This window comes from Saccharopolyspora aridisoli (assembly GCF_004348445.1).
Lineage (GTDB): Bacteria > Actinomycetota > Actinomycetes > Mycobacteriales > Pseudonocardiaceae > Saccharopolyspora > Saccharopolyspora aridisoli.
Window position 1 is genome coordinate 156,420 of record NZ_SMKV01000002.1, and the last position, 14,601, is coordinate 171,020.

Annotated in this window: 14 protein-coding genes; 4 read left to right on the forward strand and 10 right to left on the reverse strand. The window is 68.5% G+C overall.

Annotated features, from left to right (window positions below; genetic code table 11):
• Positions 1-168: 168 nt before the first annotated feature.
• The 6 genes from E1161_RS02215 to E1161_RS02240 all read right to left on the reverse strand — a co-directional run bounded on the left by E1161_RS02215 (position 169) and on the right by E1161_RS02240 (position 8,191).
• Entirely contained in the window at positions 169-1,485 is a 1,317-nt protein-coding gene (locus tag E1161_RS02215) for a (Fe-S)-binding protein (protein WP_132618989.1), read from the reverse strand.
• Positions 1,485-2,723, reverse strand: coding sequence for an FAD-binding oxidoreductase (locus E1161_RS02220; RefSeq protein ID WP_132618991.1), 1,239 nt, complete (start codon positions 2,721-2,723; stop codon positions 1,485-1,487). The genes E1161_RS02215 and E1161_RS02220 overlap by 1 nt, the downstream gene beginning before the upstream one ends.
• Complete coding sequence (locus tag E1161_RS02225; RefSeq protein WP_132618993.1) at positions 2,723-4,225, reverse strand: FAD-linked oxidase C-terminal domain-containing protein; 1,503 nt, start codon at positions 4,223-4,225, stop codon at positions 2,723-2,725. The genes E1161_RS02220 and E1161_RS02225 overlap by 1 nt, the downstream gene beginning before the upstream one ends.
• Before the next feature lie 359 nt (positions 4,226-4,584).
• The gene (locus tag E1161_RS02230; RefSeq protein WP_132618995.1) at positions 4,585-5,745 is read right to left on the reverse strand and encodes an alkaline phosphatase family protein; all 1,161 of its coding nucleotides are present in this window, start codon (positions 5,743-5,745) and stop codon (positions 4,585-4,587) included.
• Positions 5,746-5,804: 59 nt separating this feature from the next.
• Complete coding sequence (locus E1161_RS02235) at positions 5,805-6,947, reverse strand: acyl-CoA dehydrogenase family protein (RefSeq protein WP_132618997.1); 1,143 nt, start codon at positions 6,945-6,947, stop codon at positions 5,805-5,807.
• 113 nt (positions 6,948-7,060) lie between these two features.
• Positions 7,061-8,191, reverse strand: coding sequence for a CaiB/BaiF CoA transferase family protein (locus E1161_RS02240; RefSeq protein WP_132618999.1), 1,131 nt, complete (start codon positions 8,189-8,191; stop codon positions 7,061-7,063).
• A 128-nt stretch (positions 8,192-8,319) separates the two neighbouring features.
• Between E1161_RS02240 and E1161_RS02245 the strand changes: the two genes are divergently transcribed.
• From E1161_RS02245 to E1161_RS02260, 4 genes are all read left to right on the forward strand, one after another.
• Entirely contained in the window at positions 8,320-9,036 is a 717-nt protein-coding gene (locus tag E1161_RS02245; RefSeq protein WP_132619001.1) for a MerR family transcriptional regulator, read from the forward strand.
• A gap of 157 nt (positions 9,037-9,193) precedes the next feature.
• On the forward strand, positions 9,194-10,528 hold the full coding sequence (locus E1161_RS02250; RefSeq protein WP_132619003.1) for an AMP-binding protein: 1,335 nt from the start codon (positions 9,194-9,196) through the stop codon (positions 10,526-10,528).
• A 568-nt stretch (positions 10,529-11,096) separates the two neighbouring features.
• Entirely contained in the window at positions 11,097-11,489 is a 393-nt protein-coding gene (locus E1161_RS02255) for a YidH family protein (protein ID WP_132619005.1), read from the forward strand.
• A 1-nt stretch (position 11,490) separates the two neighbouring features.
• Positions 11,491-11,817 (forward strand): DUF202 domain-containing protein, encoded by a 327-nt coding sequence (locus E1161_RS02260; protein ID WP_132619007.1) that lies wholly within the window; start codon positions 11,491-11,493, stop codon positions 11,815-11,817.
• Here the strand turns inward: E1161_RS02260 and E1161_RS02265 are convergent.
• The 4 genes from E1161_RS02265 to gcvH form a co-directional block, all read right to left on the reverse strand.
• Positions 11,814-12,230 (reverse strand): organic hydroperoxide resistance protein, encoded by a 417-nt coding sequence (locus tag E1161_RS02265; protein ID WP_132619009.1) that lies wholly within the window; start codon positions 12,228-12,230, stop codon positions 11,814-11,816. The two genes, E1161_RS02260 and E1161_RS02265, sit on opposite strands and share 4 nt — an antisense overlap.
• Positions 12,227-12,694, reverse strand: a complete 468-nt coding sequence (locus E1161_RS02270) for a MarR family winged helix-turn-helix transcriptional regulator (RefSeq protein WP_132619011.1) — start codon at positions 12,692-12,694, stop codon at positions 12,227-12,229. Before E1161_RS02270 ends, E1161_RS02265 begins: the two co-directional genes overlap by 4 nt.
• A 143-nt stretch (positions 12,695-12,837) precedes the next feature.
• Positions 12,838-14,193, reverse strand: a complete 1,356-nt coding sequence (locus E1161_RS02275; protein ID WP_132619013.1) for an L-serine ammonia-lyase — start codon at positions 14,191-14,193, stop codon at positions 12,838-12,840.
• A 31-nt stretch (positions 14,194-14,224) separates the two neighbouring features.
• Positions 14,225-14,596: a glycine cleavage system protein GcvH gene (gcvH, locus tag E1161_RS02280; RefSeq protein ID WP_132619015.1), complete on the reverse strand. Its 372-nt coding sequence runs from the start codon at positions 14,594-14,596 to the stop codon at positions 14,225-14,227.
• Between the last annotated feature and the right edge of the window lie 5 nt (positions 14,597-14,601).

The following is a 14,601-nucleotide window of genomic DNA, read 5'->3' on the forward strand; positions in this document are numbered from 1 at the left end:
CCGCGCTGTCGGCCGGTTGGAGCAGAGCGGTGTTCCGAGCAAGGGAACCTTCCGATCACCACCCACCCACGAGCCCTGCATGGGCTCAGCGATGGTGGTCGCCCTGCTCTCAACCTCTCAACGACGAAGCGGGGCCGTCGCAACGACGACCCCGCTCATCGACAGAACTCATCGCAGCAGTGAGTCCGCCGCCACGCCGCGGATCGAGGCGTCCAGCACCTGCACCGTGTGCGCCATCGACATGCTCTCCCCGCGGCGCTCCAGGGCGGTGCGGATCTGCATCGAGCAGCCCGGGTTGGCCGTCACCAGCAACTCCGCGCCGGTGTCGAGCACGTTCGCGGCCTTGCGGTCACCGAGCTCCCGGGCGGGCTCGGGCTGCAGCAGGTTGTAGACGCCGGCCGAACCGCAGCACAGCTCGGATCGGTTGATCTCGCTGAGCTGCAGCTCGGGGATGGCGCGCAGCAGTTCGCGCGGCTGCGACCGGATGCCCTGTCCGTGCGCGAGGTGGCACGCGTCGTGATAGGCGATCTTGACCGGCAGCGGGTGGCGTTCGGCCACGGGGCCGAGCTCCACCAGCAGTTCGGCGATGTCGCGCACCTTCGACGAGAACCGTTCGGCCTTCTCCCGGTACACGGGGTCATCCTGGAGCAGACGCGGGTACTCCTTGAGCGTCGACCCGCACCCGGCCGAATTGATGACCACGTGGTCCACGCCGGACGCTTCGAAGGTGTCCAGCAGCTCACGGGCGAAGCTGACCGCTTCCTCCTCGCGCCCGGAGTGCTCGCTGAGCGCACCGCAGCACCCCTGCGAGGGCGGGACCACCACGTCGCATCCTTCAGCTGCGAGGATTCGGGCCGTGGCCGCGTTGACGTCGGGGAAGAACGCCGACTGGACGCACCCGGTGATCATGCCGACGGTCGCGCGCCGCTCACGCGTGGCCGGGATCCGCTGCGGGAGCTTCTCGGCGCGGTTGATGGGCGGGGCGAGGGATTCCATGACCTGGAGCCCTGCGGGGAGCTTGTCCAGCAGGCCGGTGCGCTTGAGCAACCGCCCCAGCCGGGACCACTGGTAGAGGGCGAGCGGGCCGCGCATCGCGCGGAGCCGCTTCGGATAGGGGAACAGCGTGAAAATGGCCGTGCGCAGCAGTTTCTCGAACCGGCTGCGCTCGTGGTGGCGTTCGACCTGCGCACGCGTCTCGGTGATCAGCGTGCCGTACTGCACACCTGATGGGCAGGCGGTCACGCAGGCCATGCAGCCCAGGCAGGCATCGAAGTGCTCGACCATGTTGCCCGTGAGCGGCTCACCTTCGAGCCCTTCCTTCATCAGGTAGATGCGCCCGCGAGGGGAGTCCATCTCCTCGCCCCACAGGTCGTAGGTGGGGCAGCTGGGCAGGCAGAAGCCGCAGTGAACGCAGTCGTCGATGAGTTCGCGCTGCGGCGGGTGGAAGGCGTCGAAGGCACCTGGGCGGGCCGGGGTCTCGGTCATCAGATTCCTCCCACGAACCGGCCGGGGGCGAGCCGGCGTTGCGGATCGAACTGGTCCTTGGTGCGGCGCATCAGCGTGAGCGGTCCGGCGGCGATGGGCCCCCACGGGTCCACGACCTCCAGGACCTCGCGCGGAGCGCGTTCGAGCACCGCGTAGTCGGCGCGGTCTCGCAGCTGCGCGACCAACCGGGCGATCGCCGACGGGTCCACTCCTGCCGGCAGGCCCACGTGCAGCACGCCGAGCCCGATCGCGCCGCGCACTGTGATCGGCATGTCGCCGGAGCTCTGCTCGATGCCGGTCAGCAGGGCGCGCATGGAGGCGGGCTCGGCACCGACGCGCAGCCCGGTGCCGTCGGCGTTGAACGGGTGCTGACCCCACCACTGCGGCGGCTGGTCGACGACCTCACCACCGACCGCGGCCGCCAGTTCCAGCGCACGATCGTGAGTGGCAGAAGGGCGTCCTTCCAACTGCCCGCAAACCGTGAGCGCACCACCGACCGGCCGGTCGATCTCCAGGGCCGTGGGCATGGCCTGCGAGTGGCGGATCGTGTCGGCGGCTTCGGCGGCCGCGGCGGGATCGTCGGCGGAGACGGTGATCCACCGGTGTTCGGCGGACACGGGGTGCAGCCGGAACACGGCTTCGGTGATCACACCGAGCGTTCCGAACGAGCCGGTGTAGAGCTTGCAGAGGTCGTAGCCGGCGACGTTCTTGACGACCTTCCCGCCCGCTGTGGTGACGGTGCCGTCGGCGAGCACCACGGTGATGCCGATCAGCAGGTCGCGGACGCCGCCGAAGAGGTACCTGCACGGCCCGGAGGTCGCAGTGGCGATGACTCCGCCGACCGTGGCGGTGGCGAGCGGCTGGTCGATGGCGAGTTGTTGACCGCCTTCCCGCACGAGGCGGTTGATGTCGGCGATCGGGGTGCCCGCCAGCGCGTGCACCACCAGATCGCCCGCGGCGTGCTCGACGACCTCGTTGGCCGGCGAAACGTCCAGCAGCAGGTCAACGTTACGGGGCGAGCCGCCCCAGTCGAGCTTGCTGCCCGAGCCCGTGGGCACGACGCGCAGTTCGTGTTCGGCGGCGACCTTCATCGCCGCTGCTGCCTGCTCGGTTCCCTTCACCGCGGCCACGAGCTGGTGGCCGATTCCCTTGGCATCGTCCGCGGCCGGGCGCACGTTGTCGGCGCCGAGCGCGGCCGCCAGTGCGTCCTGGGCGGCGTCGGTGGTCTTCGTGCGCATCAGAACTGGTCCGCCAATCCCGCTTCGGTCAGGGGGTGCACGCCTTTTCGCCGTCCCGGCACTTCCCCGCACAGCCTTGGTGTGGGGAAGACCTTGCCCGGGTTGCAGATCCCGACCGGGTCGAACGCGCAGCGAACTCGCTGCATGGTGTCGAGGTCATCGGTGGTGAACATGCGGCCCATGTACTTGACCTTGTCCGCACCGACCCCGTGTTCGCCGGTGATGGAACCTCCGTGCTCGATGCACAGGTCGAGGATCGCGCCGGAGACGGCCTCGGCTCGTTCGCCCGCACCGGGTTCGGCGTCGTCGAAGAGGACCAGGGGATGGAGGTTCCCGTCACCGGCGTGGAAGACGTTGGCGACGCGCACGCCCGATTCGCTGGACAGGCGCGAGATGCGCCCCAGCACCTCGGGCAATGCGGTGCGGGGGATGACGCCGTCCTGAACGATGTAGTCAGGGCTGATGCGGCCCACTGCTGCGAAGGCCGATTTGCGCCCCTTCCAGATCATCGCCCGCTCCGCGTCGTCGGCGGCGACCCGGATCTCGAAGGCGCCGTGCGCGCGGCAGAACCGCTCGACCTCCGCGAAGGTGTGCTCGACCTCGGCCGCCGGCCCGTCGAGCTCGACGACCAGCACCGCGCCGGCCCCGTCGGGGTATCCGCACTGCACGGCTTGTTCCGCGGCCTCGATGGCCAGGGCGTCCATCATCTCGATGGCCGCCGGGGTCACGCCGTCGGCGATGATCGCCGACACCGCGCCGCCCGCCTCGTCGGTGGACGGGAACCCGGCGAGCAGCGTTTGCACCACTTCCGGTTTGCGCAAGAGGCGCACGGTGATCTTGGTGACGATGCCGAGAGTCCCCTCGCTGCCGACGAAGGCCCCCATGAGGTCGTATCCGGGAGCGTCGCGCGCATCGGAGCCGAGTTCGACGAGTTCGCCGTCAGGGGTGACCACTTCGATGCCGAGGATGTGGTTGACGGTGAAGCCGTACTTCAGGCAGTGCGCGCCTCCGGAGTTCTCGGCCACGTTGCCTCCGACCGAGCAGACCTGCTGGCTCGAGGGATCAGGGGCGAAGTAGTAGCCCTGCGGTGCGGTGGCTTTGGTGACGTCGAGGTTGATGACGCCGGGTTCGACGACGGCCCTTTCGTTGGCGATGTCGATCTCCACGATGCGACGCATCCTGGAGGTGACCACCAGAACTCCGGAGGAGTGCGGGAGCGCACCACCCGACAGGCCGGTTCCAGACCCTCGCGCGACGAAGGGGATCCCATGAGCGGCGCAGGTTCGCACGACGTCCCGGACCTGCTCGGCGGTCTCGGGGAGCACGACCACCGCTGGCACGACCCGGTGGCTGGCGAGTCCGTCGCATTCGTAGGTCCGCAGTCGCTGCGGGTCGGTGATGACCGCTGCGTCCGGCAGCACCGCGCGGAATTCCCGCATCGCGGTGTCCAGCGCGGCTGGGCTTCCCGCCGCTCGCTCGGTTTCGACACTGGCCGACTGCATCGTTCAGCCTCCCGGGAAATTCCGCCTAGCAGAACATCGGTTCCGTGAGAGGAAATCCTAGGTTGCTCACAACATAGATACAAGAGGTGGACAAGGCGGGTTCCTCTCTCCTCGAGTGTGCACGAATATGCGCGTCGAAGACGATCTCCGCAGGTCGAGGGCGCGGTGGAGCGGTGAGCGGAAGGTTCCCTCCCACCACCCGATCGTTCCCGAACCCGCCACTGCCCGCGGTGAACGGAAGGCTCCTCCAGGCCGGAGCCGACCTCGAGGGGCCGGCCACACCAGGTCGTCAGCAACGGGGCCGAACCGGCACGCCAGACGAGCTGCGCTGCTCGCCGACCACAACCCGCCGTAAGCGCTCAGCCTCCTGTCACCAGCACCGGAACCAGTTGTTCCGCGGCTGTCAGGGAACCGTGGTGACCACGCAGCTTCGACTCGCCGGGCTCGACCACCGAGCGAATCACCCCGGTCGTCCGCAGGATCGCCAGCACGTCACCGATGCGCGGGCTCACCACCGCAGACACAGGGCCGAAGTAGCCCTCGTCGATGGCCTGCTCCTTGGTGATCACCGCACCGCGCTCACCGATGGTGTCCCGCCACGCGGCGAGCACGTCGTCCCGCGCCCCTGGATGGGAGTAGACGTGGCGCACGCGCACCTCGCCGCCGAGCAAGCGGACGCCGTCCAGCAGCGCGGGGTCGCTGTCGGCGTCGATCATCGCTGCCGGGTCCAGGTCGACCATGCCGTGGTCGGCCACGACGCCGAGCACCACGCCTGGCGGTAGTCGTTCGGCCACCATCTGCACGAACGCGTCGATCTGCCTCAGCTGCATGCACCACTGGATCGACCCGGGCCCGTGGATGTGTCCGAGCAGGTCAACGCCGCTGTGGTAGCCGTAGCAGAGGGTGGGGCCCGGGCTGTGGGCCGCGTCGAGGAGCTCTGCGGCGAGGTCACCCAGCTCCCGCACTCCGCGGAACCGCCCGCCGCGCAACGAGGCCCTGGTCAGGCCGGACCCTTCGAAATGCCGGGGCACCGCGGTGCGGACGTCGACACCGGCGGCCACGGCGCGTTCCAGCACGGTCGTGTTGGGTTGCACCTGCTCCGGGGGCCATTGCTCCACCAGGCTGGCCCGCTCGCCATCGGGGCCGGTGGGAGAGCTGCGCACGGTCCAGCTCAGCGGGTGCAGCAGGCCACCGCCGGGTTCCGCGAACGTGTAGCCGACGAGTCCGTGTTCACCGGCGCACCGTCCGGTGGCCAGCGAGGTGATGCTGGTGACCGTGGTGGTGGGGAACCCTGCTGTCAGTGGCCGCGAGTGCTGCAAGCTCGCCAGGAACGGCGCATCGGATTCGTGCGCTCGCAGCAGCTCGTGCCCGAGCCCGTCGATCAGCAGCACCAGAGCGTTGCGGCAGGGTGGGATGCCGATGGTGTCGGTGTAGCGGTCGACACCCATCGCGGCCAGCATCGACGGCAAGACGTCGCGCAGCGCGCGGCCGTCGGGGTCGGGGGCGACGATCCACTCCACGGCTCCTCCTTCACGGCGGGATGCGGGAACCGGTGGGGCGCCGGTTCCCGACGACGCCGTCAGAATCCCATGGATCGGCCGATGATCTCCTTCATGATCTCGGTCGTGCCGCCGTAGATGGTTTGAACCCGGGCGTCCAGGTAGGCCTTGGCGACCGGGTACTCGGTCATGTAACCGAAGCCGCCGTGCAGCTGCAGGCAGCGGTCGATGACCCGCTTGTTGAGTTCGCTGAGCCACCACTTGGCCATGGCGGCGTGCTCGATGCTGAGCTCACCGCGCACGTGCTCCTGCACGCAGCGGTCGGCGAAGACCTGCCCGATCTGGACCTCGGTGGCCATCTCCGCGAGTTCGAAGCGAGTGTTCTGGAACTTGCCGATCGGGCGACCGAAGGCGGTGCGATCACGGCAGTACTCCTTGGTGATCTCCAGGATCTTGGCGGCCGAGGCGATCGAGGACACGCCGATCGACAGCCGTTCCTGCGGCAGGTTCTGCATCAAGTAGATGAAGCCCTGCCCCTCCTCACCGAGGAGGTTGCGGGCGGGCACGCGGACGTCGTTGAAGAACAGCTCGGCGGTGTCCTGCGCCTTCTGGCCGATCTTGTCGAGATTGCGGCCGCGTTCGAAGCCGGGCATGTCGCGCTCGACCACGAGCAGGCTGATCCCCTCGTGTCCCGCGTCCGGGTCGGTGCGGGCCACCACGATCACCAGATCGGCCATGATGCCGTTGCTGATGAAGGTCTTCTGCCCGTTGATCACGTAGTCGTCGCCGTCGCGGACCGCGGTGGTGCGGATGCCCTGCAAGTCGCTGCCAGCACCGGGCTCGGTCATGGCGATGGCCGAGATGAGCTCTCCGGAGCAGAACCCGGGCAGCCAGCGCTGCTTCTGCTCGTCGTCGGCCAGCTTCATCAGGTAGGGCGCGACGATGTCGTTGTGCAGCGGTGATCCGAACCCGGAGACACCTGCGGAGACGAGCTCCTCGTCGAAGACGACGTTGAACCGGAAGTCGTCGACCCCGCCGCCTCCGTATTCGTCGTCGACGGCAAAACCGAGCAGGCCCTGCTCACCGGCGGCCCGCCAGGATTCCCGGCTGACCTGGCCTGCGGCCTCCCACTCCTCGATGTGCGGGACGAGCTCCTTGTTGATGAAGGTCCTAGCCGTTTCGCGGAACGCCTCGTGCTCGGTCTCGAACAACTCCCTGCGCATCTTCACGCTTCCTTCCGGTTGGTGGCGGGTGGCGCGAGGAAGGGAACCTCCCTGTCATCGCCCACGCGTAGCCGCTGTGTGGGAACGAATCTGCCCGTCGACCGCTCCGCAGATCAGCGCGGAGCGGAGTGCATCGCTCCCGAGTCGAGCAGGTCCTGGGGAAGTCCCCAGTCGCGCAACACCTCTTCGGTGTGGGCGCCGGGTGCGGCGATGGCGCCGGGCGCGGGGTTCGGGGTGCGGCTGAACCGGGGTGCGGGCGCAGGCTGCACCCGTCCGTCGCGGCGCACCAGGGTCTCGCGGGCCGCCATGTGCGGGTGCTGTTCCGCTTCGGCCATGGACAGCACCGGTGCGACGCAGGCGTCGGAGCCGTCGAACACCTCGGTCCACTCCTGGCGTGTGCGCTGCTTGAACGTCTCGGCGAAGATCTCCCGCAGTTTTTGCCACTTCGTGGCGTCGTCGCGGTCTGGGACCTTTCCCGTCAGTTCGAGCTTGTCCAGCAGTTCGGCGTAGAACTTGGGTTCCAGTGCGCCGACGGACATGTGTCCGCCGTCGGAAGTTTCGTAGACGTCGTAGTAGGGCGCGCCGGTGTCGAGCAGGTTCGTGCCGCGTTCCGTGCTCCACCCGCCGGTTCCGAAGAAGCCCCACAGCATGGTTCCCAGGTGGGCGGTTCCGTCGACGATCGCGGCGTCGACGACTTGGCCGCGTCCGCTCACGCGGGCTTCCAGCAGCGCGGCCAGCACGCCGACCGCCAGGTACATGGCACCGCCACCGAAGTCACCCAGCAGGTTCGCCGGTACCTGCGGCGGTCCGTCCCTGCGACCGATGAGGTGCAGCATTCCGGTGAGCGAGACGTAGCCGACGTCGTGGCCGGAGGTGTGGGCGAGCGGCCCTTCCTGACCCCACCCGGTCATTCGCCCGTAGACGAGCCGGGGGTTGAGCTCCCAGCACTGGCCGGGGCCGACGCCGAGCCGTTCGGTGACCCCCGGCCGCAGACCTTCCAGCAGCACGTCGGCTTCCTGTGCCAGCGCGAGCACCGCTTGCGGGCCCTGTTCGTGCTTGAGGTCGACCTGCACCGACCGCTTGCCCCGGTTGAGCAGGTCATCGGCGGCGCCGGCGCCGGGCCGGTCGACGCGAACGACGTCCGCGCCGAGGTCGGCAAGCAGCATCGCGCAGAAGGGTGCCGGGCCGAGGCCGGCGAGCTCGACGACTTTCACTCCGGCCAAGGGGCCGCCCGTTGCGGTCACGACAGAATCCTCTCCACGACGCGCCAAGCCCGAGCCTCGGACAACGCTGTGTCACGCGACATGCGAATCATGACGCAATCAGTGTTACATCGTTGGTGTAACAGCGGTCAAGGAGTAACGTGACCGGCATGCTCCGAACTGCGGACGAAGAGCTCACCATCGACGAACTGGCCGCCCGTGCCGGAGTGACCGTGCGAACGGTCCGGTTCTACTCGTCGCGCGGCCTGCTGCCGGCCCCCCGCCTGCGCGGCCGTCTCGGACTCTACGGCGCTGAACACCTCGCGCGACTGGATCTGATCCGTGAGCTGCAGACGCTCGGTTTCACCCTGTCCGCGATCGAGCGACACCTGCAGCGCATCCCCGAGGGCTCTTCGCCGGAGGAACTCGCCCTGCAGCGCGCGCTGATCGCGCCGTGGACCGACGAGCACGCCGAAGATCTCGACCGCCACGAACTGGACCGCCGCGCAGGCCGCCACCTCGATGACGACCTGGTCGCGCACCTGGTGGAGCTGGGAATCCTGCAACGCATCGACGATTCCGACAAGCTGCGGTTGCCCAGCCCGGCGATGCTGGGAGTTGGCCTGCAGATCCTCGACCTGGCGCTGCCGCTGGAGATGTTGGTGCAGGCCAAGGGCATCGTCGAACGGCACACCGCGCAGATCGCCACCGAGCTGCGTGAGCTGTTCGCGGAGAACGTGCTGCGCCCGTACATGGAGCACGGACGCCCGGAAGACGAGCGCGAGCGAGTGCGCGTGGTGACCGACCAGCTCCGGCCGTTGACCATTCAGGTGCTGGTCAACGGCTTTCAACACGCCGTCAACGACGTCATCCGCGACCACGTCTGATTCATCCTGGTTTTTCCGGTTGATCAGTGAATTGGACCGGTTCGTCGGAACGCGATTCCAGCTTTCGGCGCTGGTTTCGACCATGCCTGATCAGGTTTCATCGCCTCAACGCGCGTCAATCGCAACCGCTGTTCGGGGCGAGGGGAGATCGGCTGCGATGAGCACCTTGGACGACTGGGCCGAGGCAGCACTGGAAACGACGATCCCACGACTGTTCTCCCGCAACACCACGCAGTTCCCTGACCAGCCCGCGCTGACCGACGACGACCGGACCCTCACCTGGAAGCAGGCGGGTGAGGAGGTCGAGCTGCTGGCGGCCGCGCTCTACGAACTCGGCTTGCAGCGGGGCCAGACGATCCTGCTGATGATGTCCAACCGGGCCGAGCATTGGCTCGCAGACGTCGCCGCAACACATCTGGGCGCGGTTCCCAGCACGTTGCACCCGTTGTTGAGCCAGGACCAGGTGCACGCCATCGCCACCCACAGCCGCGCCCGAGTGGTGGTGCTGGAGAGCAGCGACCAGCTGCGGCGGTGGGCGAAAGCGCTGCGCAACGACAGCGCGGTCGAACACGTCGTGGTGCTCGACGAAGCCGTGATGATCAGCGCGGACCACCGCTTCAGAACTTGGTCCGACCTGCGAAGACACGGCGCGGACCGGTTGCGCGACGACCCCGCTCTGCTGCAGCGGGAAAGCGCACCCGTCACCCCTGCGACGCCGGCGGCCATCATCTACCCGAGCGCGGACAGCGACCGGCTCAAGGGCGTGGTGCTGACCCACAGCAACATCTGCTTCGCCGCCGCCGCGCTGCACCACCTCACCCGCCCCGAACCGCATTCCGCGCGCCTGAGCTACCTGCCGCTGAGCCACATCTCCGAGCGCGTCGTGGGCGTCTACGCGGCGATCCACGACGCCGCGCACGTGCACTTCTGCGGTGACCGCGACGAGGTGCTCAACGAGCTTCCGAGGGCCCGGCCCGCACTCTTCTTCGCCTCGCCGCAAGTGTGGTCGCAGCTGGCAGGTCTGCTGCGCAGCATTCCGGCGGAGCAGCGGCGAACACCCCGGGGCCGCCAGCGGGTGCGGGCCCGCGTTGGGCTGGACCGGACGGTGTGGCCATCGATCGGCTCCGGCCCCATCGACCCCGAGGTGCTGGAGCTGTTCACCGGCGTCGGGGTGGAGATCTGCGAGCTGTGGGGCGTGATCGAGACGACCGGTTGCGCCACCACGAATCGTCCCGACGCCCGTCGCACCGGCACGGTCGGCCGCGCGATGCCCGGCATGGAGGTGCGCATCGCACCCGATGGCGAAGTGCTGGTGCGAGGACCGCTGGTGTGCGCGGGCTACCTGGAGGCCGACGGCATGATCCGTCCCGTCACCGACGCGGAAGGTTGGCTGCCCACGGGCGACGTCGGCGAGCTGGACGCGGACGGGTACCTCACGATCACCGGGCACAAGCCGGAGCTGTTCGGCGGCGACATACCGTTGGCCTTGTGACCGCAGGTCGCGAGCATGGGAACCTTCCTGCCACCCCGACCGAGCCGGTCGCCGGACCCGCGTGGGGTCTTACCGGCCGCGGTCACTCGTCGCGGCGGGACCAGTGGGTCGGTTTCCGGTGAGGGCCAGGCAGCCGATGGTGATCGCGGCGCCGAAGACCAGGTAGACCGAGGTGGGCCCGACTGCCCGCCGGAACCGGTCAGCAGTGCGGTGGCCACCACCGGGGACAAGCCGCCGTCGAGGACCGATCCGATTCGGTTTCCCAGCGAAGACCGGTGTGGCGAACCTGGTGGGGGACAGTTCCGCGCAGAAGGCCGCCATCTGCCCGAACACCGCGAGGAAAGTTCCCACGATGAGCTCACCTGGGTTGCTGCCGAGCCGGTCCGCCAGGTGTGAGAACAACAGCATGCGGGACGCGCGGCACTGAGGTTCATGCCGTCGATCACCGGCCGTCGGGCAAACAGCCAGCCTTCTCTCACGCACAGGATCCGCCGGGACGTGGTGTGCGCCCCACAGTTCCCGCAGGCACTGGCTCTCTTGCGCCATCCGGACGAGATAACGTGAGGTCATGGCGACCGATGGCGAAGGTGAGAGCGCGCGCTGGCCGCGGCGGCTTTACGAGGAGGGCGACGAGCCCGACCCCCGGTTCACGCTCGCCAACGAGCGGACGTTCCTGGCGTGGATCCGCACCGCGTTGGCGCTGATGGCCGGTGGGGTGGGTGTTGAGGCCCTCAACGCCGTGGCCGCTGAGCCCAGCGACATCCGCACGGTGCTGGCGGTCGCGTTGCTGCTGGCCGGAGTCCTGTGCAGCGGTACGGCTTTCACCAGGTGGGTGGCGACGGAGCGCGCACTGCGCAGGGGCAAGCCGCTGCCGGCTCCGCGTCTGGCTCCTGTGCTGGGCTACGGGTTGGGCGTGGTCGGTGTGGCAGCCTGTGTGCTGCTGTTCGTGACCGGGTTCTGAGGTGGGCGAGCACCAGCCCTGGGACCCGGGGTTGCAGATCGAGCGCACGACACTCGCCTGGTTGCGCACGGCGTTGGCGTTCACCGTGAGCTTGCTCGTGCTGCTCAGGTTGATCTCGCACCACAGCGCGATGGCCGCGGTCGGGTGCGCGCTGGCGACGTTGCCGGTCAGCGGCGTGGTGGCGTGGCTGGTGTGGCGGCGTCACCAGCGCAGCGATCGGCGTTTGCGCGCGGAAGCACCACTGCCGGGCGGGGCTTTGCCCGCCGCGACAGCGGTGCTGGCGATGCTCGCCGGGGCGACCGGCGCGGTGTACGTCCTGTTCGCTTAGGCGACGCGGACTTCGAGGCCGATGTTGCCGCGCACCGCGTTGGAGTACGGGCATACCGCGTCCGCGGCTTCGGCGAGCTGCTGAGCCTGTTCCTCGGGCACGCCGGGCAGTTCAACGAGGAGGGAGACGTTGAGGGCGAAGCCTCCGTCTCCGTTAGGGCCGATGCCGACCTCGGCGGTGACCGAAGAGCCTTCGATGCCGACCTTCTGCTTGCGGGCCACGAGCTGGAGGGCGCTGTGGAAGCAGGCGGAGTAGCCGGCCGCGAACAGCTGCTCGGGGTTGGTGGCGCCGCCGGGGCCGCCCATCTCCTTGGGGATGGCCAGTTCGAGGTCGACCAAGCCGTCCGAGGTGCGGGTGCGTCCGCTGCGACCTTCGCCGGTCGCGGTGGCCTCCGCCGTGTAGAGAACTGTCATCGCTTCGTCTCCCGATTCTCGGTGACCCGGCGTGCCGCGTCGTTCAACGTGGTCGTCAGGTCTTCCAATGTGGACCGCAACTGCTCGACCTCGCCGAGGTCCATCCCGGTGGCCGAGACCATCCGCTGGGGGATGTCGCGCGCCTGCTGCCGCAACGCCCGTCCTTCGTCGGTGGCCTTGACGCGAACGGACCGCTCGTCGGTCGCGCTGCGCGTGCGGACGAGCAGCCCACGGGTCTGGAGTCGTTTCAGCAGGGGCGACAACGTTCCCGAATCGAGCCGGAGCAGGCCTCCCAGCTCCTTGACAGTCAATGACTCGCGCTCCCACAGCACCAGCATCACGAGGTATTGCGGGTAGGTCAGGCCGACCTCGTCGAGGAACGGCCGGTAGAGGTTGGTGATGGCCCGCGACGCGCTGTGCAGTGCGAAGCAGAGGAGCCGATCCAGCGGCGGTTCCGTCGTCACGCGTCAAACAGTAGTGCACAATTCAGTTGTGCACAATTGGATGTGCACACCCATCCCGTCGTTGATCGCGCGAGGATGGTCAGCGCAGCAAAACGGCCCGAGGTGATGACAGGAAGGTTCCCATCCACACCTCGGGCCGCCGCTCAGCACTCGATGACGTTGACGGCCAATCCGCCGCGTGCTGTCTCCTTGTACTTGTCCTTCATGTCGCGCCCGGTCTCCCGCATCGTCTTCATGACCTTGTCGAGGGACACGAAGTGCGTACCGTCGCCGCGCAACGCCATCCGGGCAGCGGTGATCGCCTTGACCGAGGCCACCGCGTTGCGCTCGATGCACGGGATCTGCACCAGACCGCCGATCGGATCGCAGGTGAGGCCCAAGTTGTGCTCCATCGCGATCTCCGCGGCGTTCTCCACCTGGCTCGGCGTGCCACCGAGCACTTCGGCCAAACCGGCGGCGGCCATCGAGCACGCCGAACCGACTTCACCTTGGCAGCCGACCTCCGCTCCGGAGATCGACGCGTTCTCCTTGAACAGCACGCCGATCGCCCCGGCCGTGAGCAGGAAGCGCACCACGCCGCCCTCGTCGGCACCCGGCACGAACCGCGCGTAGTAGTGCAGCACCGCAGGCACGATGCCCGCCGCTCCGTTGGTCGGCGCGGTCACCACACGCCCGCCCGCGGCGTTCTCCTCGTTGACCGCCAGCGCGAACAGGGTGATCCACTCCAGCGGGTCGTCCTGATCGGTCAACTTCGCGGCCAACTCGGCCGCCCGCCTGCGCACCTTCAAACCGCCGGGCAGCTCACCGGTGTTGCGGCAACCGTTGTCGACGCATTCCCGCATCACCCGCCAGATGTCCAGCAGCCCCGCCCGCACCGCGGGCTCTTCCCGCCACGACAGCTCGTTGGCCAGCATCACCCCGCTGATCGGCAGACCCGACTCGGCGCTGCGGATCAGCAGTTCGGCACCCGTGTTGAAAGGCATGGGAACCGCTGCTCCATCCGCCTTGATCCGGTCGGCACCAACCGCGTCCTCATCCACGACGAAGCCGCCACCCACCGAGTAGTAGACCGCCGACTCCAGCTCGCCCCCGTCGTTGCCGATGGCGGTGAAGCGCATGCCGTTGGGATGTTCCGGCAGCGATTTGCGCCGGTGCAGCACCAGGTCTCGCGCACTGGTGAAGGACAGCACGTGATCGCCGCCGAGCCGCAGCAACCCGCTCCTGTCGATCTCGTCGACGCGCTGCGCACCGGTCACCGGATCCACCGACTCCGGGCGATGCCCTTCCAGCCCGAGCAGGACCGCGTTCGGGCTGCCGTGACCGCGGCCGGTCGCGCCAAGGGAACCGAACAACTCCGCCCTGACCCTGCTGACCCTGGAAATGGTCCCGTTCGCCCGCAGCTTCGCCGTGAACCGCTGCGCTGCGCGCATCGGCCCCACGGTGTGCGAGCTGGACGGGCCGATCCCCACCGAGAACAGGTCGAAGACACTGATCGCCATTGATCGCCTCGCCTCGTTCCGGGCTTCGCGGCTACTCGTTGATCAATTCCGAGTACTGCTGGGCCGTGAGGGTCGCACCCGTCTCGGTCACGCGCACCTCGATCAACCAGCCCTCGCCGTAGGGGTCGGAGTTGACCACGGCCGGGTCGTCCACAACGGACTCGTTGATGGCCACGACTTCGCCGGTGACGGGCGCGAACAGGTCACTGACGGACTTGGTGGATTCGAGCTCACCACACGCCTGGCCGGACTCGATCTTGTCGCCGACCTCGGGGAGCTGGACGAAGACGATGTCACCCAGGGCGCCTGCGGCGTGCTCGGTGATGCCGATGCGCGCGATCTCGCCGCGGTCCTCGATCCACTCGTGCTCTTCGGTATAGGACAGGTTCGTGGGCAGCGACATGAGGG

Excerpts from the sequence above, each read along its gene's own strand:
- E1161_RS02215 (WP_132618989.1), bottom strand. The coding sequence starts at position 1,485 with ATGACCGAGACCCCGGCCCGCCCAGGTGCCTTCGACGCCTTCCACCCG.
- E1161_RS02220 (WP_132618991.1), bottom strand. The coding sequence starts at position 2,723 with ATGCGCACGAAGACCACCGACGCCGCCCAGGACGCACTGGCGGCCGCG.
- E1161_RS02225 (WP_132618993.1), bottom strand. The coding sequence starts at position 4,225 with ATGCAGTCGGCCAGTGTCGAAACCGAGCGAGCGGCGGGAAGCCCAGCC.
- E1161_RS02235 (WP_132618997.1), bottom strand. The coding sequence starts at position 6,947 with ATGCGCAGGGAGTTGTTCGAGACCGAGCACGAGGCGTTCCGCGAAACG.
- E1161_RS02245 (WP_132619001.1), top strand. The coding sequence starts at position 8,320 with ATGCTCCGAACTGCGGACGAAGAGCTCACCATCGACGAACTGGCCGCC.
- E1161_RS02250 (WP_132619003.1), top strand. The coding sequence starts at position 9,194 with ATGAGCACCTTGGACGACTGGGCCGAGGCAGCACTGGAAACGACGATC.
- E1161_RS02255 (WP_132619005.1), top strand. The coding sequence starts at position 11,097 with ATGGCGACCGATGGCGAAGGTGAGAGCGCGCGCTGGCCGCGGCGGCTT.
- E1161_RS02265 (WP_132619009.1), bottom strand. The coding sequence starts at position 12,230 with ATGACAGTTCTCTACACGGCGGAGGCCACCGCGACCGGCGAAGGTCGC.
- E1161_RS02275 (WP_132619013.1), bottom strand. The coding sequence starts at position 14,193 with ATGGCGATCAGTGTCTTCGACCTGTTCTCGGTGGGGATCGGCCCGTCC.
- gcvH (WP_132619015.1), bottom strand. The coding sequence starts at position 14,596 with ATGTCGCTGCCCACGAACCTGTCCTATACCGAAGAGCACGAGTGGATC.